28 protein-coding genes are annotated in these 23,698 nt (G+C 64.9%); 11 read left to right on the plus strand and 17 right to left on the minus strand.

The window, feature by feature from the left end; translation table 11 throughout:
* The first annotated feature begins 30 nt into the window (after positions 1-30).
* Together olsB and BSQ44_RS27745 are read left to right on the plus strand one after the other, a co-directional pair.
* On the plus strand, positions 31-894 hold the full coding sequence (gene olsB / locus BSQ44_RS02335; protein WP_072607805.1) for a l-ornithine N(alpha)-acyltransferase: 864 nt from the start codon (positions 31-33) through the stop codon (positions 892-894).
* 94 nt (positions 895-988) lie between these two features.
* The gene (locus BSQ44_RS27745; protein WP_256381707.1) at positions 989-1,120 is read left to right on the plus strand and encodes a hypothetical protein; all 132 of its coding nucleotides are present in this window, start codon (positions 989-991) and stop codon (positions 1,118-1,120) included.
* A gap of 20 nt (positions 1,121-1,140) precedes the next feature.
* On the opposite strand, the gene BSQ44_RS02340 is transcribed toward BSQ44_RS27745, so the two are convergent.
* Complete coding sequence (locus tag BSQ44_RS02340; RefSeq protein WP_072601760.1) at positions 1,141-2,115, minus strand: YihY/virulence factor BrkB family protein; 975 nt, start codon at positions 2,113-2,115, stop codon at positions 1,141-1,143.
* A gap of 73 nt (positions 2,116-2,188) precedes the next feature.
* Positions 2,189-2,401: a hypothetical protein gene (locus BSQ44_RS02345; protein ID WP_072601761.1), complete on the minus strand. Its 213-nt coding sequence runs from the start codon at positions 2,399-2,401 to the stop codon at positions 2,189-2,191.
* 109 nt (positions 2,402-2,510) lie between these two features.
* On the opposite strand from BSQ44_RS02345, the gene BSQ44_RS26730 reads away from it, so the two are divergent.
* Entirely contained in the window at positions 2,511-2,672 is a 162-nt protein-coding gene (locus BSQ44_RS26730) for a hypothetical protein (protein WP_157894488.1), read from the plus strand.
* Between the two features lie 84 nt (positions 2,673-2,756).
* Positions 2,757-2,918, plus strand: coding sequence for a hypothetical protein (locus tag BSQ44_RS26735; protein WP_157894489.1), 162 nt, complete (start codon positions 2,757-2,759; stop codon positions 2,916-2,918).
* Between the two features lie 61 nt (positions 2,919-2,979).
* On the opposite strand, the gene BSQ44_RS02350 is transcribed toward BSQ44_RS26735, so the two are convergent.
* The 3 genes from BSQ44_RS02350 to BSQ44_RS02360 form a co-directional block, all read right to left on the minus strand.
* Complete coding sequence (locus tag BSQ44_RS02350; RefSeq protein ID WP_072607806.1) at positions 2,980-3,159, minus strand: hypothetical protein; 180 nt, start codon at positions 3,157-3,159, stop codon at positions 2,980-2,982.
* 338 nt (positions 3,160-3,497) lie between these two features.
* On the minus strand, positions 3,498-4,031 hold the full coding sequence (locus BSQ44_RS02355) for a sigma-70 family RNA polymerase sigma factor (RefSeq protein ID WP_072601762.1): 534 nt from the start codon (positions 4,029-4,031) through the stop codon (positions 3,498-3,500).
* 93 nt (positions 4,032-4,124) lie between these two features.
* Positions 4,125-4,721, minus strand: coding sequence for a response regulator (locus BSQ44_RS02360; protein WP_235633326.1), 597 nt, complete (start codon positions 4,719-4,721; stop codon positions 4,125-4,127).
* Positions 4,722-4,793: 72 nt separating this feature from the next.
* Between BSQ44_RS02360 and BSQ44_RS27135 the strand changes: the two genes are divergently transcribed.
* A complete protein-coding gene (locus BSQ44_RS27135; RefSeq protein ID WP_072601763.1) occupies positions 4,794-4,976 on the plus strand; it encodes a hypothetical protein in 183 nt (60 codons plus the stop codon).
* 14 nt (positions 4,977-4,990) lie between these two features.
* Here the strand turns inward: BSQ44_RS27135 and BSQ44_RS02370 are convergent, their stop codons facing one another.
* Positions 4,991-5,377, minus strand: coding sequence for a hypothetical protein (locus BSQ44_RS02370; RefSeq protein WP_072601764.1), 387 nt, complete (start codon positions 5,375-5,377; stop codon positions 4,991-4,993).
* A 111-nt stretch (positions 5,378-5,488) separates the two neighbouring features.
* Here BSQ44_RS02370 and BSQ44_RS02375 point away from each other — a divergent pair, with 111 nt between their 5' ends.
* Positions 5,489-5,815, plus strand: coding sequence for a hypothetical protein (locus BSQ44_RS02375; RefSeq protein WP_072601765.1), 327 nt, complete (start codon positions 5,489-5,491; stop codon positions 5,813-5,815).
* A 105-nt stretch (positions 5,816-5,920) separates the two neighbouring features.
* Here the strand turns inward: BSQ44_RS02375 and BSQ44_RS02380 are convergent, their stop codons facing one another.
* The 3 genes from BSQ44_RS02380 to malQ all read right to left on the minus strand — a co-directional run bounded on the left by BSQ44_RS02380 (position 5,921) and on the right by malQ (position 10,599).
* A complete protein-coding gene (locus BSQ44_RS02380) occupies positions 5,921-6,160 on the minus strand; it encodes a hypothetical protein (RefSeq protein ID WP_072601766.1) in 240 nt (79 codons plus the stop codon).
* 78 nt (positions 6,161-6,238) lie between these two features.
* A complete protein-coding gene (gene treY, locus BSQ44_RS02385) occupies positions 6,239-8,878 on the minus strand; it encodes a malto-oligosyltrehalose synthase (RefSeq protein ID WP_072601767.1) in 2,640 nt (879 codons plus the stop codon).
* Positions 8,875-10,599: a 4-alpha-glucanotransferase gene (malQ, locus tag BSQ44_RS02390; protein ID WP_072601768.1), complete on the minus strand. Its 1,725-nt coding sequence runs from the start codon at positions 10,597-10,599 to the stop codon at positions 8,875-8,877. The genes treY and malQ overlap by 4 nt, the downstream gene beginning before the upstream one ends.
* A 447-nt stretch (positions 10,600-11,046) precedes the next feature.
* Between malQ and BSQ44_RS02395 the strand changes: the two genes are divergently transcribed.
* A complete protein-coding gene (locus BSQ44_RS02395; protein WP_072601769.1) occupies positions 11,047-12,156 on the plus strand; it encodes a mechanosensitive ion channel family protein in 1,110 nt (369 codons plus the stop codon).
* A 177-nt stretch (positions 12,157-12,333) separates the two neighbouring features.
* On the opposite strand, the gene BSQ44_RS02400 is transcribed toward BSQ44_RS02395, so the two are convergent.
* Both BSQ44_RS02400 and BSQ44_RS02405 read right to left on the minus strand, forming a co-directional pair.
* Positions 12,334-12,813, minus strand: coding sequence for a pyridoxamine 5'-phosphate oxidase family protein (locus BSQ44_RS02400; RefSeq protein ID WP_072601770.1), 480 nt, complete (start codon positions 12,811-12,813; stop codon positions 12,334-12,336).
* Positions 12,814-12,945: 132 nt separating this feature from the next.
* Complete coding sequence (locus BSQ44_RS02405) at positions 12,946-13,209, minus strand: hypothetical protein (RefSeq protein ID WP_072601771.1); 264 nt, start codon at positions 13,207-13,209, stop codon at positions 12,946-12,948.
* 185 nt (positions 13,210-13,394) lie between these two features.
* Between BSQ44_RS02405 and BSQ44_RS26740 the strand changes: the two genes are divergently transcribed.
* The 3 genes from BSQ44_RS26740 (at position 13,395) to BSQ44_RS02420 (ending at position 15,374) form a co-directional block, all read left to right on the plus strand.
* Positions 13,395-13,718 (plus strand): hypothetical protein, encoded by a 324-nt coding sequence (locus BSQ44_RS26740; RefSeq protein WP_157894490.1) that lies wholly within the window; start codon positions 13,395-13,397, stop codon positions 13,716-13,718.
* A 14-nt stretch (positions 13,719-13,732) separates the two neighbouring features.
* Positions 13,733-14,692 carry a CAP domain-containing protein gene (locus BSQ44_RS02415; RefSeq protein ID WP_157894491.1) on the plus strand — a complete coding sequence of 320 codons (960 nt, stop codon included), beginning with the start codon at positions 13,733-13,735 and terminating at the stop codon, positions 14,690-14,692.
* 67 nt (positions 14,693-14,759) lie between these two features.
* On the plus strand, positions 14,760-15,374 hold the full coding sequence (locus BSQ44_RS02420) for a flavodoxin family protein (RefSeq protein ID WP_072601774.1): 615 nt from the start codon (positions 14,760-14,762) through the stop codon (positions 15,372-15,374).
* A 48-nt stretch (positions 15,375-15,422) separates the two neighbouring features.
* Here BSQ44_RS02420 and BSQ44_RS02425 read toward each other — a convergent pair whose 3' ends face one another.
* Complete coding sequence (locus BSQ44_RS02425; RefSeq protein WP_114579911.1) at positions 15,423-16,490, minus strand: sodium:calcium antiporter; 1,068 nt, start codon at positions 16,488-16,490, stop codon at positions 15,423-15,425.
* 341 nt (positions 16,491-16,831) lie between these two features.
* Here BSQ44_RS02425 and BSQ44_RS02430 point away from each other — a divergent pair, with 341 nt between their 5' ends.
* Positions 16,832-17,305, plus strand: coding sequence for a BA14K family protein (locus BSQ44_RS02430; protein ID WP_072601775.1), 474 nt, complete (start codon positions 16,832-16,834; stop codon positions 17,303-17,305).
* A gap of 239 nt (positions 17,306-17,544) precedes the next feature.
* Here the strand turns inward: BSQ44_RS02430 and BSQ44_RS02435 are convergent, their stop codons facing one another.
* The 5 genes from BSQ44_RS02435 to BSQ44_RS02455 are packed head-to-tail and all read right to left on the minus strand — an operon-like array spanning position 17,545 to position 23,696.
* Positions 17,545-17,928, minus strand: coding sequence for a hypothetical protein (locus BSQ44_RS02435; protein WP_072601776.1), 384 nt, complete (start codon positions 17,926-17,928; stop codon positions 17,545-17,547).
* A 1-nt stretch (position 17,929) separates the two neighbouring features.
* Complete coding sequence (gene ctaD / locus BSQ44_RS02440) at positions 17,930-20,470, minus strand: cytochrome c oxidase subunit I (RefSeq protein ID WP_072601777.1); 2,541 nt, start codon at positions 20,468-20,470, stop codon at positions 17,930-17,932.
* On the minus strand, positions 20,467-21,537 hold the full coding sequence (locus BSQ44_RS02445) for a sodium:calcium antiporter (protein WP_072601778.1): 1,071 nt from the start codon (positions 21,535-21,537) through the stop codon (positions 20,467-20,469). The genes ctaD and BSQ44_RS02445 overlap by 4 nt, the downstream gene beginning before the upstream one ends.
* 3 nt (positions 21,538-21,540) lie before the next feature.
* Positions 21,541-22,533, minus strand: a complete 993-nt coding sequence (locus BSQ44_RS02450; RefSeq protein ID WP_072601779.1) for a cytochrome c oxidase subunit II — start codon at positions 22,531-22,533, stop codon at positions 21,541-21,543.
* Positions 22,530-23,696 (minus strand): c-type cytochrome, encoded by a 1,167-nt coding sequence (locus tag BSQ44_RS02455; protein WP_083534373.1) that lies wholly within the window; start codon positions 23,694-23,696, stop codon positions 22,530-22,532. Before BSQ44_RS02455 ends, BSQ44_RS02450 begins: the two co-directional genes overlap by 4 nt.
* Between the last annotated feature and the right edge of the window lie 2 nt (positions 23,697-23,698).

Here is a 23,698-nt window from a genome sequence, read left to right on the forward strand (position 1 = left end):
GCGACGAGGGAGAATCACATGTCGGCAGCCATGTTTCCGCAGTGCGTCCCGTCTTCCTCCAACCCCTTAGCAGTCGACGAAGTATCGGGAAGGTCGGCACTTCTCGGACGGCTTGGCTCGATGGAGGTGAGGCTTGCGCGCAACGCCTCCGAAATCGCCGCCGCTCAGGAAATCCGTTTCCGCGTGTTCTATGACGAGCTCGGCGCCAAGCGCCAGTACGTGCATGCGCTGGAACAGCGCGACGCCGACCGCTTCGACGCGATCTGCGACCATCTCCTGGTCTTCGACACTGCAATCGGCGGACCGGACCACCGCCAGATCGTCGGCACCTACCGCCTGCTGCGCCAGGACGGCGTGTCGCGGGCCGGCGGCTTCTATTCCGACGGGGAGTTCGAACTCGAGGCGCTGATGGCGCGCCATGCCGACCGGCGCTTCCTCGAACTCGGCCGCTCCTGCGTCCTGCCCGAATACCGGTCAAAGCGGACGGTGGAACTGCTGTGGCAGGGCATCTGGGCCTACTGCCGCAGGCACGATGTCGACGTGATGACCGGCTGCGCCTCCTTCCCAGGCACCATTCCGGCGAGCCACGCCGAGGCGCTCACCTTCCTCGCCCACAATGCCCGCGCCGACCGCGAGTGGGACGTGCGCGCGGTCGCAACCCGCTACCGGTCGATGGACCTGATGCCCATCGAGGCAGTGGACATGCGATCCGCGCTCGCGGCGATGCCGCCGCTGATCAAGGGCTATCTGAGGCTGGGGGCGCGCTTCGGCGACGGATGCGTGGTCGACCAGGATTTCGGTACGACCGACGTTTTCGTGGTGCTTCCCACCGAGTGGATATCCGGCCGCTACCTCAACTATTACGGCGCCGACGCCCAGCGCTTCGCGGCCTGACCGGCTACCGCCCCGGGCGGCTGTTGATCCAGGTCAAGGCGGCGAGGACCACGCTCCGCCATCGATGAGGACATCATCGATGGAGGATCATGACATGCCTACCGAAACACTGTTCGTCGTCACCGGCGTGCTCGCCGCATTTGCCTTTTTCAGCGCCATCGTGATCTTCGGCGACCTGACGTGGAACCGCACCACCAAAGGCGCGGGCGGGAAGAAACTGGGCTAGCACAAGGGCTGCGGCGCCGGCTAATCGGCGACCGGCCGCCCGAGCGTGTCGGCTACGGTCGCGCCGCGTTCACCCATGGGCTTGGGATCGCCCGTGGTCGAATCCCGCGCCGTCTGGTGTTCCATCTCGGCGTTGATCTCGGCGCCGACGATGAGGATCACCACCGAAATCCACGCCCAAAGCATGAAGCCGATCACCGCGCCGAGCGAACCGTAGGTGGCGTTGTAGTTGGCGAAGTTCTGCAGGTAGTAGGAAAATCCGATGGAGGCGACGATCCAGACGACCGTCGCCAGGCCGCTTCCCCATGAGATCCAGCGCCATTTGGCGGTCTCCCTGCTCGGGCCGTAGCGGTAGAGCAGCGAGACGCCGAACACGATCAGCACCAGCATGAGCGCCCAGCGCCCGACGGCGATCAGCTGCTCGGAAAACTGGCTGAGATTGACGATGGACAGTATCGCCGGGATGACGCCGACGACGGCGATCATGAGAATCCCCATGACCATGGCCCCGAGGGTGAAGGTGAAGGCGACGAGGTTGAGCCAGACGAAGGAGCGCTTTTCGTTCTCCTCGTAAGCGACGTTGAGAGCCTCGAAGAGCGTCTTGACCCCGTTGTTGGCGCTCCAGAACGAAATCAGGAAGGCGAAGATGAAGCTGAAGCTCAGCGCGCTGCTGTCCTGGGTCACCAGGCTCTCCAACTGGTTCTGGATCAGCTCCATGCCCCCGGAAGGAAGCACCCCTCCGAGGAACGCGACCTGCTCGGCAATGTTGGATGGATCGGCCACGAAGCCATAGAGTGACACGAACGCGGCCATCGCCGGAAACAGGGCCAGGAGCAGATAGAAAGCGGCGCCGGCGGCGATCAGCGTCACCCGGTCTTCCGTGATCTCGCTCCATACGCGCCAGAGGATATCCTTCCAGCCCTTGGAGGGAATCTGGGACGGCCACTCTGCTTCGCGTCCACGCCCTGCTTCATTGTCGGCGTCAGCCTTCGACATGCCTTTGCTCCCTCAAGCCCTCGACTTGGAGGAAACAACCGTTCGCGGGTGAGGTTCCGTAGGGTGCGACGGGTCAGCCCCGCTTGCGATCCGGCTTCCCGGCTCGGTCAGAGGTGACGTCCCCCTGCCAATCCGTCTCGCCATTCGAGCGTGGCTCCAGATCGACGGACTTGATGTCGTCCTCGTCGAGCGCGCCGACATCCGGCAAAGAACCCGTCGCGGGTGCGGTCGGCTTTCGCTGTCCCCGCTCGGCTTCCTTAGAAACCTGGTTTTTCTCGTTCGTCATTCGCATTCTCCGGCGATTGCCTCGGTTCGAAGGGGAACCCTCGCGCGCAAGAGTTTGTTCCCCCGACAGGCGAAGGCGAACCTGCCCTTGCCGGAAGGCAACGGAGGCCATGATGAGTTCCTATCTGAAGAGCCTGGCGGCCGAGTTCCTGCCCGAGTGGTTGAAGGCCAGGCGGGAAGGCAAGGACGCGGCGCCGGTGGCCGTCGTCGCGCCGGAGCCTGCTCCCTCGCGGGCTGCCGACGACGCACACAAAAAACCGCGCCAGGAGTAGGTTTTTCGCTGCAATGCCAGCGTGGAACCTTCCGCGCGCAAGTCGAGTTGGTTTCCCAACCCCCAATTTCGTGGAGCGGCTCCAATGGAATTCTCGAATTATCTGTGGCTGTTTACGGTCGGGCTCGGCCCGTTCATCCTGGCGGCCTTCTTCATCTGGGCGTTGCTGCGCAGGCGCCGTCTTTCGGCCAGCGAGAAGGCGCGGAGCCATCGCGGGACCGAAGAGGTCTATCGCGAACAATCGTAACCGCGAATGAAAGAGGCGGCTCGCTGGAGCCGCCTCGTCGTCATTCACGGTACTTTGCCGATCAGTCGATCGTGTGCTCGGCATCGGAGACTGGCTGTTCGGGCGCGATGGCGACACCGTAGATTTCGGCAATCCACCATGCGCCCATCGCCAGAATGATACCCGCGATGAGCACGATCAGCACCGGCACGCCCTTGCGTCCCTGACGTGCCTTCGTTTCCGGAACCTTCGGTGCGGCCATGGTTTTTCCTTTCGTGATGATGGTCTCGGGCGAATCTTCCGATCCATCCCCTTCGGCGCGATCACGCAGCCGGCGATAGAACGCTGCGATACTTCCGAAAGGCAACGTGCGGAATGGCGACCTTGTTCCAACGAGGCTCCGCGGCACGCGAAATCCGACGCCCCGGCGGATCGCCAGGGCAGATAGGAATTCATCTCTCGCTGCACAAACGGACCAACCCATGGGCAGCCAAATCATTGAGCCGGGGGATGGAGCGACACTTTCGTCGCTCGCCCCAAGTGCCCCGCTAACCGGACCGGCATTACCAATCCCCGCGCTCGGCGCGGGGGCAATCTCGATCAGACGGACGTAGACAGCAGGCTGGTCGTCGACGCCTCGCCGAGCTCCGCCAGAAGTGCGGTGCGCGAGCGGCTGAGCCGGCTTTTCACCGTGCCGATGTCGCAATTGCAGATCCGGGCGGCATCCTTGTAGCTTGTGCCCATGAGACCGACGAGGAGGACGACTTCCTTCTGCGGCTCCGGCAAGCGCTCGATGGCGCGGCGCATTTCGCCTGCGCGCACGGTCCATTCCTGGCTCGGAGCGCAGGCAGGCGCGGCAGACACGCAATCCTCGGAGCCCGGCGCCTCCCGGGTGGTCACGACGACCCGATTGTAGAACGAGTTGCGCATGATCGTGAACAGCCAGGATTTCAGCCGCGTGCCGGGCTGGAAACTGTCGAGCTTGGCGATGGCCTTGGTGAGGGTTTCCTGGACGAGATCGTCGGCGTCGTTCTGATCCCTGCAGAAGGTTCGGGCAAAGGCGCGAAGCGCCGGGATGAGATCGACCACTTCCTGCGGATCCGTCGTCGTTCTTGCCTCCGGTTGAATGTCCATTTTCGACTCCGGCAATAGAAGGTTCTCGCAGAGGTGGAACTTCGAAATCCGCTGCGGGTTCCACCCGTTCTCACGCTTCCGTGATTCGTGCCGCTACATGGTGGTGGAACCTCTCCCTTTTCCAAACAGGGCCTCGGCGATCTCATGCAGCTTGAGCGGCTTGCGACACAGCACGAAACCGGGATAGCGGCGCGCTTCCAGACCGGGGTCGAACCCTGAGGCGAAGACGAAGGGCACGCCCTGATCCATCAGCAGATCGGCGACGGGGAAGACGGTTTCGCCCTTAATATTGACGTCGAGGATGGCGCCGTCGATGGGCGCGTCCACGTCGATCATCCGGATGGCGCTGGAGACGTCGCTGGCGGGGCCGACAACCTCTACCCCGAAGCGCTCCAGTTCTTCCCGGATGTCCTCCGCGAGAAAGTATTCGTCTTCGACGATGAGGATGCGGCGGCCCGCGAACAGGCTCGCTGTCTTCGCAGCCATGATCTCGCTCATTTTTCCGACGGGCAGGGTCCGCAACTCGTTCGCGTCGAAACCGAAACCGGAACTGTTTGTTCCGCTTAAAAAAGCTCCTTCCGAAGCGGTCGAAGCCGGCAGTGCCCAGGATGGAAGTTCCGCCGGTGAGCAGAATCCCGCGAGAATGACCCCATCCCTACGAAGGTTTCGCGATGGTAAGTGCAGGTTCATTTTTCCTTGCAATCGCTCTCGGATACGCCCAGATGCGCATCAGGGACGGTTAACAAATGTTAAGGCAAGGGAATGGGCACTTACCGGCCAAATGATTCCGACGAGGCGTTGCCTGTAGAGATCGGAAAGATCCTCGATGACATCGAGCGGGAGCCTGTTCCCGACAGGTTGCTCGACCTCGCCCTTCAGCTTCAGTCCGCGTTGCAGACGAAGCGAACGATGGGTGCCCGGAAGAAGGCGGCGCAACACGCCTGATCGCGCATCTGCGGTTACTCTTCGAACCGACTTTTTTGCCGGACCATGTCTCCGGTCATCTGCGCCTCTGCCGCGTCGTCGGGCAGCGCTTCGTCGGGGTTCTGGTACGGGTTGTCCTGATCCTCCTCCAGCGATTCCAGCCCTTCGGAGGGATCGGGCGCCATGTCGTCCTGCAACAGAATGACGGGTTCCTGAGCCGCGCGGTCTTCCGTCTGGGTCGCGGCGGCGTGGAGGAGCATGACCCGGGCCTTGGCCACGAGTTCGCCCTCGCGCCCCGTCACGCTCTCGGTGTTTCCGGCGATCGTCACCGTGATGTCGTCACCGTCGGCGCCGATGAACTTCACCTCCGACGAGGCATCCCCTTCGGAAGCCGGCCGGATCCTTATGTCGAGTACCTGCATGTCGCTTCTCCTTGTCGGCGGGGAAACGCCGGGCTCGGCGATTCGTTCTCCCGGTGGCGCGGCGGAACAAAGGATTCGTACGGCTGTTGGTCAACTGAAGGAGACAGTTCGATGATGCGACGCGTGTTTCGTCTGGTGCCCAATGCCGAGGCCGACGATCCGAACTGGGACCGTGCCCCCTCCCACGGCATCGTCGTGGTGCGGGCCGATTCCGTGGCGGATGCGCGCATCGTCGCCAGCCAGGCCGAGGCCGATTTCCCCGACGACGAGGCAAAGCCGGAGCACGGGGTTACCACCGGCTTCGCCAGCGCGTTCCGCGACGAAAAGCTCTACAACGTCTTCGAGGACGACAGCGGCCGTTTCGCCGCGGCGGGCGAGCGGTGCGTGCTCGACGGCAGGATATCGCCGAAGTTCATCAAGCCCATCGATTCGCGCTGATAGGAACGGCTGACCAGATCACACATGCGAAAAAGCCGGCCCCGCGTGGGCCGGCCCGTTTCATTTCTTCAGTGGGCTGCTGACGAGCCCTGGCTTGTCGCCGGCTCAGGGTTTCCCGCGGGTCGCGCCCTTGTTGAGGTCGGTGCGTGCACGCACGTCCTTGTCCATCTTGCGGAAGCTTTCCTCGATGTCCTGATCGGGCTCCCGCTTGCCCCCAGGCATGTCCTGCCGCTCGTTGCGCACGTTGGCCTGATCGTTCCCCTGGAGCTTGTTACGACCCATCTTGTCCTGCGCCAGATCGGTTTCGCGAAGATCCTCCGGCTTGATGTTGCGATCGTCGGCCATGATCGGACTCCTTTCCTTTGAAGGTCGAACGGCGGAGGACTGCGAGAGTTCCGGGGCAGCCCGAGGCGCTTTCGACGATCAGGTGCCGAGGAGGACGACCGGCACATTCCGCAGCAACTCGCCTGCCTCCAAAGACTTGCCTGCCTCGCAGGATTGCCCGGAGAGAAGGTTGCGCAACGGCTTGCCGGAGAGGGATTCCGGCAGGTCCACCACGGTCTCCCGCCACCATTCCGGATCGAAGGCGAGACCGTTCCTCGGCGCGTCGAGGATCAGTCGCGGAACGGCCCCGACGAGCGCATCGCCGCCATCCTGCCGCGCGAAGGCGACGAGATTTTCGCCGCGAGGGCCGCTCGTCCGAAGGGGCACGTAACTTCCCTTCTCGAACAGGGCTCCTCGCTCGGCGCGGATCGCCAGGACGCGCGCGATCAGCTTCTGCTTGGCGTGCGCCAGGTTCCGGGGAAGGGTCTCGAAGGTGTCGGCGCCGCCGCCGAGGCTGCGCTGCAGCGCTTCGAAATCGATCGGTCGCCGGTTATCGGGATCGACCAGGCTGAGGTCGACCCCCTCGGATCCCTGGTAGATGTCGGGCACGCCGGGCGCAGTCAGCTTCAACAGGGTCTGCGCGAGACTGTAGACCCGGCCGGCTGCGACGAATGGTTCAAGCGTTTCGGCGAAGTCGTCCAGGAACACGCCATTGTCCGGCGACAGGAGCCGGCTAGCGTAGTCCTTCACCGCGCTTTCGTATGGCTCGTCGATCTGCGTCCAGTTCGTCCGGAGCTTCGCTTCTCGCAGCGATTTTTCCAGGTAAGGCATGACGCGGTCGGCCAGCGACCGCAGCATCCCGGCATCCGGGCGGGTAGCATCCTTGGGCCAGATGCCGGCCAGCGCCTGATAGACCAGCCATTCCACCGTCGGCTCCGGCGCCGGACCGCCTTCGGACGCACGGATCATCGAGGCGTGTTGCCGGCGCCACCGCGCCACCCCGTCGCTCCAGCGTTGCGGCGCTTCGCCGAGCGCATAGAGCCGGGCGCGGGCGTCCTCGCCGCGCTTGGTGTCGTGCGTGGCCGTGCCGAGCAGGCTGTGGTCGCCCCGCTGTGCCGCGGCTTCCATGCGTGCATGAAACCGCTCCGGACCGCCGGGCGGATGCAGCGGGTCGCCGCCGACCTCGTTGAGCGCGATCATCGGGTTGTAGCGATAGAAGAAGGTGTCCTCGACCGCCTTGGCCATCACGGGACCAGTAAGCTGCTGGAACTTCGCGCGGAACACCGACGCCTCGCCGTCCATATCGCTGTCGCCGTTCAGGATCGCCACGACCGTTTCCAGCGCCGCGGCCTCGCCGCCGGCATCGACGGTGGCCTTCTTCGCGGCCTCCTCGAGGATCTTTCGGTCGGTCTCGCCGAGACCTCCGGTGCCGCCATAGGTGCGATAGACGGGGAAGGCGACGACCAGTTCGCCGATCGCCCGCTTGAAATCGGCTTCCGCCGGCCCGCCGCCGCCCGTTCCGGCGATCGCCGCCGCGCGCCGCGCGAGCGAATCCAGTTCTCCCTCGAAATTTCGGTAGATCATCTCCGAGCGCGCCTTGCGGACCATCTCGTCGGGCGCGACCGGTTTCTGTGCAAGGTCGCGGTAGGCGTCGGACAACGCATCGCTGCCGCCGGCATCGGCGAAGAGGTCGGCGACCGATGCGATGAACTCGTAGCCGGTCGTCCCGTCGACCGGCCATTCGGGCGGCAGAACCTCCTCGCCTTCGAGGATCTTTTCGACCACGAGATACCTGTCCGGCCCGATTTCGCGGCGCAGGCGCTGGAGGTAGCCGGTCGGATCGGCGAGCCCGTCGATATGGTCGATGCGCAGGCCGTCCACGGCGCCGTCGCGCACGAGCTGGAGCGTGAGCCGGTGCACGTCGTCGAACACCGCGTCGACCTCGACCCGCACCCCGGCGAGCCCGGTGATCTCGAAGAAGCGGCGATAGCTCAGGCGACGCCGCGCTTCCTGCCAGTGAATGAGCTCCCAGGGCTGCTCGGCATGCACCTGCTCGATAAAGCCGGGGTCCTTCGACGCACGCGCGAGCTCCGCAACGAAGTCGCCGTCCTCGAGACAACGCCGAACCTCGGCATGAAAGTCCTCATCGGCATCCGGCGCGGCACGGCCGGCGATCTCCACGATCTTGCGCGCCGCCGGGGTCTCGAAGCGCGACAGGACCTCCTCGTAGGAGCAAGGGTGGATGGGCAGCACCATGTCGCCGAGGGCAAGCCCGAGCCAGCCGCGCTGGCGATCGACATCGAGCCGGACGTCTCCACCGGCGATTGCCTCCTCGTAGGGCCGGCCGAGCAGCGGCAGGGTGAGCTTGGTGCTCCAGTCGATGTCGAAATGCGCCGCGAACGGGCTCTGCTCGCCCCACTCAACCACGCTGCGCCACCACGGGTTCTCGACCGCGGCGGCCATGTGGTTGGGCACGATGTCGAGGAGGAGTTTCAGGCCCTCGGCCTTCAGAGCCGCGACCAGCCGGTCGAATCCCGCGCGCCCGCCCAGACCGGGATCGATCTCGTTGTGATCGGCAACGTCGTAGCCATGCGTCGAGCCGCGCGCCGCTGTGAAGATCGGCGAGGCATAGAGGTGGGAGACGCCGAGCCGCCGCAGGTACGGCGCGAGCGCGGCAGCCCCGTCGAAATCCATGCCTTCGCGGAACTGGATGCGGTAGGTGGCGCGCGGAATGCTCATGCGTGTCTCGGCCTGGTCTGCGAAACCGCTTCGGTGATGGTGCGGAAGAGGTCGCTGCGTGAAAGGTCCTCGAGCGGGACCGGGGCCTTGAAGCGCCAGTTCGGGTAGCTCTCCACGGTGCCGGGAACGTTGGTCGGCCGGTCCTCGCCGGTCAGGTCGGCCAGCCGCACGGCGGTCAGATGGCTCGGCGTGAGCGCGAGGAAGCGGTGCATCGCCGCCCAGAAGGCGAGCGGCAGGTCGGCCTCGGGGTTCTCGATGGAGCGGGCGAATAGCGCGATCTCGTCGTCGCTCGCCGCGCCCGCGTCCCGCAGGGCCTCCATGATCGCTGTCCGCTCGATCGCGCGCTCGCGGGCCTGGTCGTGCGCCATCTGCTCATCGATCGCGCCGATGCCCTGGCGCAGCCGGATGTCGTCGCCACGCCACCAGGCGCGGAGCGGCGGCAGGTCGTGCGTCGACAGGCAGGCGATGGAGAGCGGCGGATAGTCCTTCGGGCGTATGAAATCCCGGTCCTTCTTCTCGAAATAGGCGATGCGGTAGGAAAGGACGTTCCATTCCTCCATCTTGTCGCGGAAGCCGGGCGGCACGACGCCGAGATCCTCGCCGATGACGATGGTGCGCCGCTCGTGCGAGAGGTTGGCAAGCGTGCGCATCAACTGCTCGAACGGAAAGTCGACATATTCGCCTTCGGCCGGAGGGCGACCTTCGGGGATGAAGAAGAGGCGCTGCAGCGCCATGGCATGGTCGATCCTGACGGCACCCGCATGGCGCATCGAAGCCTCGATCGATGCAGCGAAGGCCGCGCATCCCGTCTCGGCTAGGACGTGCGGCGACAACGGCGTCAGCCCCCAGTCCTGGCCATAGGCGCTGAACCAGTCCGGCGGCGCGCCGACCGACTTGCCGATGACGTAGGCGTTCTGGTCCGTCCATGTCGCCGACCCGTCGGGCGCTTCGCCGACGGCGAAGTCCAGATAGAGGCCGACGCGCATGCCGGCCCGACGCGCGATGCCGGCCGCCTGCGCGAGCTGCTCTTCGCACAGCCATTGCAGCCAGCAGTGAAAGTCGATCTCGTCGGCGTGATCGCGCGCGTAGTCGTCCACCGCGCCAGTCTCGGGATGGCGATACTCCTGCGGCCATTGGAGCCAGCCGCTGGCGAAGCCGCGCGAGGCCATCTCCATGGACAGCGCCTCGAACAGGGCGTGAAGCCTGAGCGGCTCGCCGTTCTCCTCGCAATAGAGGCGGAAAGCCTCGCGGGACTTCGGGGACTGCGTTTCCGCCCGGTCGGTCCAGATCCGGCGCAGCACCGCCATCTTCAGTGCGGCGACCTCGCGATAATCGACGATGTCGGTCTCGCGCAGGTTTCGCGTCTTGGCCGAGACGGCATCGGAGGGAACGTAGCCCTCCACCTCGTCCACGGCGATGTAGATGGGATTGAGGAAGCGCCGGCTGGAGGGCGAAAAGGGGCTGCACCTGTCCGGATCGGCCATGAACAGCGCGTGGAGCGGGTTCAGTCCGACGAAGTCGGCGCCTGCTTCCGCCGCTATGTCGCAGGCCGTCATCAGGTCGCAGAAATCGCCGATACCCCAGTTGCGGTTCGATCTCACCTCGTAGAGCTGGAGCGCCATGCCCCAGATCGGCTGGGCATCCAGCCAGGACGGCAGGAAACATCGAGACGCGCCACCCCGAACCTGTTCGGAGACCGTCGTGACCTTGTCGATTGTCATGCGGGAGAGGTTCTTCTGTTGCGGGTTCAGCCGTGCGGGTTCGACAACAGACTCGCTGAAAACCGCCCGTTCTTCAACTTGGGACGGGCACGAATGTTCCGGGCCGCCAAAAAGGCACTCGAAATCGTCTCGTTGGACATTTGAGTTCTAGAGAGCATTCCCACTGATGCGGCTACCGCCGCGAACGCGATTGTCCTTTTCGCGCCGGCATCTGTCCCCGTGAGGCGGGTACAACGCTGCTCTACCAATGTTCGCGAAACGGTGCGCCGCGGTCAGCGACGTGTGCAGTGCAAAATCGACCGGTGATCCTTGCGGCAGGATCGTGTAGGGTTTCCGGACCAGACGGAGAAACAGAGGGGGCTCGACGGGAAAGCGATCCCGACGCCGTTCGCATCGCGGTGGTCGCGGCAGGCCGGACGGCCGGTTGCAGTTCCCGGCAATCGCAACATGGATTCTTTTTATCCCCTTCCCGCATGGGCCGTCGTTGCCGGCCTCGTCGTCATCGCGATCGGGCTCACCTGGGCGTTCCGGGTCTTCATCCTGCGCTGGATCCTGCGCCTCTTTCAGCCCAAAAGCCTCTTCCTGAACCGCTTGATCACGAGCCTCCGCGGCCCGCTCAGCCTGGCGCTCGTTATCATCGTTCTGTCGATCGCCTCGAACCTCGCGCCCATCTCCGACCGCGAGGTGGCGATCATCCGCCACATCCTCCTGGTCGGTTTCATCCTGCTCGCGGCATGGACCATACGGGTCGCGCTCGACCTCTGGCTGCGCCTCCATCTGAGGCGCTTCAAGCTGGACACGGCGGACAATCTGCTGGCGCGCAAGCATGTCACGCAGATGCGTATCCTGCTGCGTGTCGCCGATACGCTGATCGTGGTGATCGCGCTCGCCGCCGTGCTCATGACCTTCGAGGGGGTACGGCAGTACGGCGTCAGCCTGCTCGCCTCGGCGGGCGCGGCCGGCATCGTCGTCGGCCTGGCGCTGCAGCCGCTGCTGAAGAACATCTTCGCCGGTATCCAGCTCGCCATCACGCAGCCTATACGGATCGACGACGCGGTGATCGTCGAGGGTGAATGGGGAAACATCGAGGAAATCTCGTCGACCTATGTCGTGGTGCGGATATGGGACAAGCGCCGCCTCATCGTGCCGCTCTCCTATTTCATCGAGAAGCCCTTCCAGAACTGGACGCGCGAGGAATCGACGCTGCTGGGTACCGTTCTGATCTACTTGGATTACTCGACCCCGGTCGACGAACTGCGCACGGAGGTGGAGCGGATCGTACGGAACTCCCGCCACTGGGACGGCGACACGATCGTCGTCCAGGTCACCGATTTCCGCGAGCAGGTGATGGAGGTGCGGGTGCTGGCCAGCGCGAGAAACGCCGGCATCGCCTTCGATCTGCGCTGCGAGATCCGCGAGAATCTGGTGTCATGGATGCAGAAGACGCATCCGAACGCGCTCCCGCAGTTCCGCATCAGGGATCTGTCCCCAAAGGGGAGCGACGCTCCCGAGAAGGACGAACGGCAGGTGTCCGCAACGGATCAGGTTACGAAATGAAGTCGACTTATCTTTAGATGGGCAACTGCTTCAGGCGGTCGGATCCAAGCGTGTGCCTTGGTGGAGTGGATTCCACACCTCGCCCACATGCCGGCCTACAACACCTCCGCCGAGGAGACCGCCAGGGTTCTCGATACAAAATACGGGCGCTGATACCAGCGCCCGTATTTCGCAAAATCACATATTGACCTTGGCGTGATCGCCCATGGCGGGGCGGGTGTTCGATATCGCGGCGGCGGCCATCTTGATGTAGCTGACGGCCGTACCCGGGCTGTCCCAGTACTGCGCGTCCTTCGGGTTAACCTTCAGGACGCGGATGGACGGGTCTTCCGCATTGTCCCACCATGCCTTGGCGGGCGTCGACCACAGTTCCTTGATCTTGGCGCGGTCGTTGCTGACGACCGCGGCGCCGCTGACCGAGACGTAGTTCTGGCCGCTCGAATCGGCGAATGCCAGGCATACGTTGGGTCGGCGCGCGATCTCCTCGTCCTTGTGGCTGTCCACGTCCGTCAGGAAATAGACCGAGTGCTCGTTTCGATCGACATAGGCGGCCATGGGGCGGGAGCGGATCTCCTGGCCGTCATGGGTGGCGAGCATGCAGAACCCGATTTTCTCCATCAGGTCCCAGACCCGCTTGACGTCGTCTTCGTGCGCCATTTTGCAAACTCCATTGGGTTGGCTTGAGAGTGTCGTCCAACCCGGCGAAGGCACGAAAGTTCCGTAGAGCCGGACGCAACTCCGGCCACACGAGCGAAGATTTTGAGGGACGAGAGCCGCGCCCGAATCAACTCAGGCGGCGGTGCGGGTTTCGATTTCGTCCTTCGGCTTCCTCTGTTCGTTCTCGAACTCGAAATCGAAGCTGACGTTGCAGTTCTTCGCAATGGCCGCCCAGGCGATGCGGTTTGCAAGCTCCTGATCGCTCACGCGCGCCTCCGGCGCAAACAAGCGCACGAGAGCGACGGCGTCGCGGATCGACACGAGCGATCCGATCTTCGCTCCTGCGAGATGCTGTTCTATGGCAATGTCGATGGTCAGGGGCGTGTAAGTGGACATCAGCGGCCCTCCTGTATCCATCCTCGATCCATGCGCCTCCACCCGCATTAACTTTTGGTACATATCCGGAGATATTTCGTGCATCCCGGCTCCGGCTTGTCCCCGAAACCGGGACGCCGCGGCGACGGCATCAGGAACAATGGGCCGCATGCCTTCGTTCGGTGATCAAAGCCAAGGAGGCAAGCATGCACGCCGACAACAAGAGCCCGCACGAGGCAGCCAGACCCGAATTCCAGGAAACCACGAAGGTCGACACGCGTCACGAGCGCACCGGCGCGGAACCGGATGCAGCGGAGCTACGCGATCCGGAAGAAGTCTGGAAGGACGACGAGCGGACGCCGCGACAGGATGGCGCCAAAAGCACCGGTGCACCCGGAAGGGTCGCCGATGCCGGCGACATCGGATTGGGCGCGACGACCCCCTACTCGACCGAAGTCCAGGCCGACTCGCTTGCGCGTCAGACGGTGCGTGGCGGTGGGGCACAGAAGCCCGAAAAGCCGGAGCGCTGAGGATGTTCGCGAGGATGAAGACGGTCAGGCCGTCCGGAAGGGCGGCCGCCGTCATCTTCGCCGCAACCCTGCTTTCTGTCGGTAGTGGTTATTCTCAGGAAAACGGCGATCTCTCCTCGCTGAGAGAACGGGCACTCGAATTGGTCAACGAGACTCGGCAGGAGCAGGGGCTTGAGGCACTCGACCTGACGCCTCCCCTGAACGAAGCCGCGATCGCGCATGCCCGGGACATGCTGGACCGGGACTACTACTCCCACGTCTCCCCCGAGGGCGAAACCGTGAGGGACCGGTTCATGGAGCATGACGGCAGCCGCTGGAAGCTGGTGGCCGAAAACATCGCCCGCTGCAGCGGCTGCATGGCGCCAGCCGATCTCGAGAGGGTGGAGCAGTTCCAGGAAGGCTGGATGAACAGCCCCGGCCATCGCGAGAACATCCTGACCGAAGGCCTGGACGGTTTCGGCTTCGGCATCGCCGGCGAGGGCGACCAGATCTATGCCGTACAGACGTTTTCCGGTGCCGGCTCTTCGCGTGGCACCGGTCCGGACGAAGAGGCGGTCGAGATTCCCGATGGCGAACAGGTGAGCATCGCCGTTGCCGCGATCAACAGGGCACGGAAACGCGCAGAGGTCGACGAGGTGTCGTCTTCCGCGGCGCTCGATGCTGTCGCCGGGGAACTGCTCGTGCGTGACGGTGGCGGCGAACGGCTGGTGCGCGAAACGAACGATCTCTTCGGCCTGCTTCCAGAGGATTCCTCGGGCGACTGGCGCTCCCTGCGCATCGTGGCGGCCGGCTGCGGCGGCTGCGGAACTCTCGAGACGGCGGCGGACGTGCGCAGCTTCGTCCAGCAGTGGCTGGACAACCCGCAATACGAGCAGACGCTGCTGGCCCAGACCACCGATGCCCTGGGCTTCGCAATGTATGCCGGCGGAGACGGGCGCAAGGTGGCGATCGCGGTGGCCGGCTCCCACCGCTGACAATTTGCCGCTTGCGGTTGGCCAGCCTCGTCTGCCCCCACGAACCTTCGTACTGGAGATACCAAAAATGGCTGACCTCAAAGCCTTCGCGCTGAACTGCTCGCTGAAATCGGGCGCCGAACAGGAAAGCTCGTCCACGGACAAGATGATCGACGACATCTTCGCCGCGCTCGCGAAACACGGCGTCGTAGGGGAGACGGTGCGGGCGGTGGACCAGAACATCCTGCCGGGTGTGCTTTCCGACATGGGACAGGGCGACGACTGGCCGCGCCTGCGAGAGAAGATCGTGCAGAGCGACATCTTCATCCTCGGGACGCCGATCTGGCTCGGGCAACCCTCGTCGGTCGCCAAGCGCGTTCTGGAACGGATGGACGCCTTCCTCGGCGAGACCGACGACAAGGGCCGCATGCCGGCCGCCGGCAAGGTGGCGATCGTCGCTGTCGTGGGCAACGAGGACGGGGCGCATCATTGCCATGCCGCCTGTTTCCAGGCGCTGAACGACGTCGGCTTCACCATCCCGGCCAATGCCGGCTGCTACTGGGTGGGCGAGGCCATGCAGTCGAAGGACTACAAGGATCTCGACGAGATCCCGGAAAGCATCGATCAGACGATCAAGATGGCCGCCTCCGACGCGGCGCACCTGGCGCGGCTCCTGAAGGATAGCAACTACCCCGGCCTCTGAGGCCGGAGCCTTCCGGCACCTCGCCGTACCCTTTCGGGTTTCATCCGGTCAGATGAACAGCAGGACGATCGAGACACCGTAGAGAATGAGGACGCCGGTGCTCTCGAAGCCGATGCCGCCGACGCCGCTCTTCTCCCGGCGGATCATGCCCAGCAACAGCACCGCCGTCATCAGCATGGCGATGAGCGCGGTGGTGCGGTCGCCGCCGCTCATCTCCGCATAGATCGAACCGTCGTAGAAGAAGTCGGCGGCGGAGAGGAACATCACCTCGAAGGAATTGCCGCCGATCACGTCGCCGACCGCGAGGCTGACCGCGCCGATGCGCACGGCGGCGATTGCCGTCACCAGTTCCGGCAGCGAGTTGGCGACGGCGGCGAAGACGGTTCCCACCGCGTTTTCCGACAGGCCGGTCTTGTCGACCAGCGCGATGCTCGATTCGCCGATCAGGTAGCCGGCCGCAGCGGTCGCGGCGGCGAGCCCGATGAACTGGAGCCACAGCGAGCGGTCGGAGTGTTTCCGGTTTTCCTCGGCTTCCGGTTCCGACACCGGATCGCGCGTCTCGTCCGTCTGAACCGGCTCCCACATCGGCTCGTCCTTGATCCGGGTGAGCAGCCGCAGGCCGGCGGCATAGCCGAGCAGGATTGCGATCGAAGCGGGATGGACACCCCAGATGGTGAAGGGCGGCTGGGCGTTCGCCAGAAGTGGGATCGAGAGCAGTGCGACGAGCAGGACGCCCTGGCCGAGGCCGGTGACGCTCGCCGCGGCGTGCTCCAGATTCGCCCGCCGGTAGAAGATGTCTGCGACCGCTATGAAGGCTGTCTGCGCGGTGAGGCCGCCCAGCGCATTGCCGATCGCCAGTTCCGGCGCATCCTGCGCGGCGGTCGAGATGGAGGTGATTGCGCCGGGAAGCGAGGTGGCCGCGCCGACGAAGAGCGCTCCCGCGATCACCTCGCCCATTCCGGTGCGGTCTGCGAGCTTGTCGGCGACACCCGAAAGCCGCACACCCGCCAGCCCGATCACCGCCGCCGATCCGGCAAAGACCGCGATGACGATCCAGAGCGAATATTGTGCGAGATCGATCACAAGGCCGGCTTCCGCCGACGCTTGCTGTTCCATACCTGTCCCGGCCGATCGGGATCTGCTGTCATGGTCCGGCTACCCCTCGGGTTCCGATCGCGGGAAAGATGCATCGAGGACCAGAACAGAGGCATGCGGCCTGTGTTCCCGCCGAAGGCCGGGACCGGCGAAGCATCGCGGTGCCGACACCGCGCCTTCCGCGCGCGGCGTGCCCGTGACGGACCCGTCAGCTGCGCGAGGCGAAACTCACGTTCACGCGGAAAGTGAACGAAATTTCATGAGCATAGCCGGAACGATGCCCCCTACGCCCCGTTGATGCGGACGAAGCGAGGCTTCGACCGTAAGGGACAACGATAACTCCCGAAAGAGGAGATGAATTCATGAATAAGATCCTTACCACGTTCTCCGCTGCACTATTGTCCGTATCGATGGCGGCACCGCTCGCGGCTGCCCCGATCGCCAAGCCGGCGGCACCCGAAGCTGGGACTCTGCTGCAGGACGTCCAGTACCGGAACTGGCGTGACTCGTCCGAGTACCGGCCGCGCGGCGGTAAAAACTACGGCCGCCATGATCGCGGGCGGTTCGAGCGTCGCGGAAACTCGGCCTACTATCATGGCCATCGCGGCTATCGCCAGCAGCGTCCGGGCTACCGCGAGTACAACGGCTTCTGGTTCCCGGCTGCCGCCTTCCTGGCGGGCTCGCTGATCACCGGCGCAATTACGGCTGACCGTAACCGAGGCGGTAACGCGCATGTCGAATGGTGCCACGACCGCTACCGGTCCTATCGCGCCTCGGACAACACGTTCCAGCCGTACAACGGTCCGCGCCAGCAGTGTTACTCGCCTTACAGCTGATCGGCGACATAAGAAGACCTCCAGGGAACCCCGCTTCGGCGGGGTTTTCTTTTGCGTGTCTTCAACTGACAGGCGACAGGGAGGAATGGCGTCGCGGTTCGGCCTGATCGCAGTTCCGCAACGCCAAGGCGTTCGCGAGAAAGCCCGATGCCGGAGGTGGAGTGAAGCCCCGCCCGACGAGCGCTGCCGCGAGCGGAGCCTGTTCCACGGCGCTCCCCACGCCAATCTCTCGAGAAAACCTATCGCCCCTGCGTGCAGGCGGTGACCACCAAGGCCGTCACGCCGGACCACACGATGGCGAACTCAGAAAGCAGGGCGGTGACCCAGGCGATCCGGTCGTACGCCCGGCGGTCCTCCATCGCGCGTGTCAGGCCCAGCATCCGGGCAAAAGGCGACTGGACGACGAGGAATGCCAGCACGACCACGCCGGGTACGATTGAGGCGGCATAGACGAGCCACTCGCCCGTGGCCGGCGTGCCGCCCTGGCTGCAGGCCAACGTGTGGCCGCCATAGATCACCGCAAGCTGCAGCGCCCACAGGATCGGGCCGAAGAGGATGTAGACCAGCGTGCCGACCGTGGACGGCTTCGGGTTGGGCGTGAGGAGTTCGTCCAGCCTGTCCATGTCAAATCACCATCCGCGGGAAGCCATGGATCAGCACGAGCCCGAACAGCGCCTGCCCGGCCGCGTAGTAGTAGAGCAGGGCGCCGTTGTCGAAGCTGACGCGCCGCTCGCGGTCCAGCCTGCCGGCGAAGTAGCGCGCCACCGCGAAGCCGCCCATGATCAGCAGCGCAAGGGCGAGCTGCGCGTTGACGACGCTCTGCATGTAGACCATCGCGCCATACGAGTTCGCGGTCGGTGTCAGACCGGTCTGCCAGTGGGCGTAGATCTCCAGCGCCACGGCGGCGGCAAGCAACAGTGGACCGAGCGCATTGAGGACCGGCATCAGGAGTTGGCGCTCGCCGGGCTTCGGCAGGAGTCTGCCGGCCCCCCACATGCACAGCGTGCCGAGGACGATCAGCGCGGCATCGGCGAGCGGCCACAACCAGTCCGGTACTTCGGGAGAGGCGCGGCCCGCCCAGAACTCGGGCGAAACGACCCAGAGGTAGAGATAGGAGAAGACGTAGGCGATGTAGAGCGAGGAGGCGACCAGCATCAGCACGATCATCGCCCACCAGGAATGCGAACTCGGACCCGACATGTAGGTCGGGACCTTGAGCCCGGCGCCGATCTCGACCTCGCCCTTGCCCGGGCCCGGATCGAGGCCCCAGGTCCAGTAGATCATCGCACCGACGGCGATCACGGCACAGATCGCCGCCGGGATGACCAGCTTGATGGTCAGGAGGAGAAAGAAGCTGGCCGTGAACACCGCCGCGACGAAGGGCGACCAGCCGGGACCCGGCATCTGGATGATGTATTGCGGCTTGCCCTCGATCGCCGAGGTGACGATGGTCTCGCGCCCCCCGGTCGGCGCGTTCGGCAGGAAGTGGCGGCCTTCCTGCACTTCCTGCGGCAGCGTCGGATGATCCCACAACGGTTCGCGGCTGTCGATCAGCGGCACGCTGCGCGCCGAATACACGTCGTTGGGCAGCCATTCCAGCGTGCCGGCGTTCCACGGATTGTCCGGGCCGCCCTCGCCGGCGCGGAAATTGCGGAAGAGGTCGATCACGAAGATCGCGACGCCGGCGGCGAAGATGTAGGCGCCCACGGTTGAGATCATGTTCAGCCAGTCCCAGCCGAGACCGGACTCGTATGTCCAGACCCGTCGCGGCATGCCGCGCAGGCCGGTGATGTGCATGGGGAAGAACGCGACGTTGAAGCCGACGAACATCAGCCAGAACACCCAGCGCCCGAGCCGTTCGGACAGCTGGCGCTTCGCCACCATCGGCGTCCAGTAGTAGAAGGTGGCAAACAGCGGGAAGACCATCCCGCCGATCAGCACGTAGTGGAAATGCGCGACCACGAAGTAGGTGTCGTGCACTTGGAAGTCGAGCGGCACCAGCGCGACCATGATGCCGGTGAGGCCGCCGACCGTGAAGATGAAGATGAAGCCCAGCACGAAGAGCGAGGGCGTGTTGATGCGGAACCGCCCCTTGCTCCCCGCGATCGTGGCGATCCAGGAGAATATCTGGATCCCCGACGGGACCGCGACCGCCATGCTCGCCGCCGAGAAGAAGGCGAGGCTGAGCGACGGAATGCCCGTCGTGAACATGTGGTGGACCCACAGGCCGAAGGAAAAGAAGCCGGTGGCGATGAGCGCGACGACGATCAGATTGTAGCCGATCAGCGGACGCTGGGCCATCGTCGGCACGATCATGGAGACCAGCCCCGCCGCCGGCAGGAAGATGATGTAGACCTCCGGGTGGCCGAAGAACCAGAAGAGATGCTGCCACAGCACCGGGTCGCCGCCCTTGTCCGCGGTGAAGAACGGCCAGCCGAAGGAGCGCTCGATCTCGAGCAGCATGGTACCGAGGATGACGGCCGGGAAGGCGAACATGATCATCGCGGCGAAGATCAGCATCGCCCAGCCGAAGATCGGCATCTTGGAGAGCGACATGCCGGGTGGCCGTGTGCGCAGCGCACCGACGACGATCTCGATCGCGCCGGCGATCGCCGAGATCTCGATGAAGCCGATGCCGAGCAGCCAGAAGTCGGCATTGTCGCCGGGCGAGTATTCCTTCAGCGTCAGCGGCGTGTACATGAACCAGCCGCCCTTGGGGGCGAGGTCGTAGAGCACGGTTGAGAAGAAGACGGTGCCGCCAACGACATAGGCCCAGATGGCGAAGGCGCTGAGCCGCGGGAACGGCAGGTCGCGCGCCGCCAGCATCTGCGGCAGCAGCATCACGCCGAGCGCCTCCACCGCCGGCACCGCGAAGAGGAACATCATCGTGGTGCCGTGGACGGTGAAGATCTGGTTGTAGAGGTCCTGGCTCAGGAAGTCGTTTTCGGGAACGGCGAGTTGCGTTCGCATCAGCAGCGCGAGAATACCGGCGGCGATAAAGAAGGCGAAGGCCGCGCCGATATAGAGCAGGCCGATGACGGTGTTGTTGACCGCCGTGACCAGCCTGAAACCCTTGGGCATGGCCCAGATTCGCAGGAGCTCGTCGACCTCCTCCTTGGGCCGGTTTCCCTCGTTCGGGAGCTTTCTTTCGGTGGTCTCGGTCATGTGTCCGGCCGCAATGTAAAGAGGATGGCGACGCCGCCCGCGTAGGCAATCATGACGAGCAGCGAATCGTAACCCATGCGCAGGATCGTCTTGTCCCGGCGCTCGGCGATCCCGGCCATGAAGATGGCGGTGAGCACCACGGCCAGCAGCGCGCCGAAGACCGCGAAATCGCCGACGCGGTTCAGCACCGGCTCGGGATCGGTGTCGAGCAGGTCGACCGCGAACAGCAGCGCGACGTTGATGATGTTGGTGCCGAGAATGTCGGAGATCGCCATGGTGTAGAGCCGGCGCCGGGCGGCCGTGATGGCCGTGCTGAGCTCGGGCAGCGAGGTGGCGAAGGCGACGAGCACGAAGCCGACGAAACTCTGCCCCAGTCCGCTCTGCTGTGCGATCGCGTCGCCGCTCCTGGCCAGCACGAAGCCGGCCACGAGGATGATCGACGCCACCGCGGCGGTCTTGAGCAGCAGTGTCCTGAGGCTGTCGTCCTCGGCATCGGACGCCTCCTCGCGTTCGGATTGCTCGCGGATCAGCGGCGTATCGACCTCGCCGCCGCGGGCCGCGAGCCATGGCCGCTTTCCCTGCGCCTTCGACAGCATCCAGACGCCGGCAATGTACCCCAACAGGCATCCCCAGGCCCAAAGGCCGATGCCGAAGAACGGCACGTCGCCCGCGACCATCGCACCGGCCGCGAAGCTGATCAGGATGACGTTCAGCGTGCCTTCGAGCAGGACGGTCGGATCGGGGACGACCGACGTCAGCGCGTCGCGGCCGGTGAAGAGATCGACGACCGCCAGAAGCGCCACCTGGAGCGCGATGCTGCCGAACAGGTTGTTGACGGCAAGCTGCGCATCGCCGGAGATCGATGCGGTCGCGGTGACGCCGATCTCCGGCAGCGAAGTGACCCCAGCCAGCAGGATGATGCCCATGACCGCCTGTCCGGCACCGGTGATGCGGCTGATCGCGTCCGCATAGCCCGTGAGCCTCGCGCCCGCGAACCACACCGCGACCGCGGCGGCGGAGAACAGCCCGATGTTGATGGGGAGGCTGAACTGGGCGAAATCGAGCATGGTCTACTCCAGGCTCTCGAGATAGGCAGCCACCGCGTTGAGTTCCTCCGGCTCGAAGATGCGGTATTCGGGCATCAGATTGTCTGGCTTGATGTGCTGGTTCTCCACGATCCAGGCGGCGATGGCCGCCTTGCCGTTGGGCAGGGCCGCCGCCGCGAGCGAGTGGCGGCTGCCGAGATGCGTCAGGTCGGGACCGATGACGCCGTTCGCCTTGGTGCCGCGGATCGAATGGCAGGCGCCGCAGCCGTTTCGCATGAAGACCTCCTGCCCGCGGATCTCCTGCTCGCTCTCCGGGGGACGGGCGTCGGATGCCTCGTGCGCCAGCCAGTCGTCATATTCCTCCTCCGGCAGCACCTCGACGTAGAAGGCCATGAGCGCGTGCGCGCCTCCGCAATATTCGGCGCACTGGCCCCGGCTGAGGCCCGGCTCCGTCGCCTCCAGCGTCAGGACGTTGCTGCGGCCGGGGATCATGTCCAGCTTGCCGGCAAGCCGCGGTACCCAGAAACTGTGGATCACATTGTCGGATTCCAGTCGTATCGCGATCGGGCGCCCGGCGGGGATCCGCAGTTCGTTGGCGGTGGTCACCGGCTCGCCATCGGGGCCGGTGTAGACGACCTCCCACCACCAGCGCTTGCCGACGACCGTGATGCCCGGCGCTTCCGCTTCCCGGGCGCGCAAGTCTCCCGAGCGCAAGACGATCAGCCCGTAGATGAAGACGCCGGTCAGCACGGCGACCGGAAAGACGATGCCGCCGCCCCAGACGATCCAGTCACGGTCGAGGCGCGCCCGCCAGCGGGGCGTGCCGTACATCGCCACGGCAACCAGAACCACCACCAGCCCGGTGACAAAGGCGCTGATGCCGGTGATCGTCCAGAACAGGAGATCGACCTCGATCGCTTCCTCGCCGCTCGGCATCAGCGCTGACTGGACGCCGGCGCAGCCGCTCGTCGCCATCGCCATGGCTAGGAGGAGAAGGCGTGCGGCGAAATTCTTCATCGGCCTTCTCCCGCCAGGACGCCTTTCGCGCCGATCGCCGCTCCCGCCGGCAGAGAAGCGATGTAGGCGGCGACGTCCTCCATCTGCGCCTCGTCCATGTGGCGGGCGACGTTGTGCATGATCTCGGCATAAGGCGACTGGGCTCGAACACCGTCATGGAAGAGCTGCAACTGGACCTTGATGTATCTCGCGGACAGCCCGGTCAGACGCGGAAACTGGTCGGATCTGTCGCCCGAATGGCAGGAGGCGCAGGGTGGGACGCGTTCCTTCGGTACGCCGTGCAGGGCAATCTCGCGCCCGCGTTCGATGCTTTCCGCGTCCGGTGTCCTCTGGACGGGACGGTCGGCCGGTCGGGCTTGAGAAAAATGCGCTGCAAGTTCGGCGATGGTCTCGGCGTCGAGACCCGTGGCGACCGTCTCCATCATGCCGCTCTGGCGCTGGTTCAGCCGGTACTCCTCCATCGTCCGGCGCAGATAGGCGGCGTTCTGGCCCGCGAGCGCCGGTACGAGACCGTCGACGGGGCGTGCGCCAGCCTCGCCGTGGCAGGTCGCACAGTAGCGCAGGAGACCTTCGCGAGTTGGCTCGAAGCCGACACCGAAATCGAGACCATGCTGCGGGCCGAAGGTCCCTCCGGTCTGGCCGGTCATCGCCGCGAACTCCGCCGGGCTGGTTTCAGGAAGGTGTTCCAGATAGGCGACGAGCGGCCATACCTCGTCTTCACGACCCTCGCCCGGCCAGGCCGGCATTCCGGTGAACTTGAACCCGTTCTGGACGATCCAGAAGAGTTCCGACGTGTCGAAGTCGTCGCGCACGTGATCGAGCGGCGGCGGCGTCGGGTACATCCGTTGCACTGCCGCCGAGCCGTCCCGCACGGGGCTTCCATGGCAAGGCGCGCAGCCGGTCGCGAAGTGGTTCGCTCCCAACCGGATGAGGTCTGGATCGGTGAGGTCGGGAGCCTCGGGTCCGCCGCGGCTGTGAAAGGCGATCGAGCGCCACAGGACCACCTTGATGACGTACTCCGTGATGGAGAAATGTCTCACGGATGCCGCGACGTTGTAGACGCCGGAGAGCACGAACCCCGCGGCGCCCATAATGCCGATGGCCGTGAAGACGATCAGGTAGAATGCTGTCCGTTGCGCCTTGAATTTCTTCGGTCGCCACATGG

This window comes from Aquibium oceanicum (assembly GCF_001889605.1).
GTDB lineage: Bacteria > Pseudomonadota > Alphaproteobacteria > Rhizobiales > Rhizobiaceae > Aquibium > Aquibium oceanicum.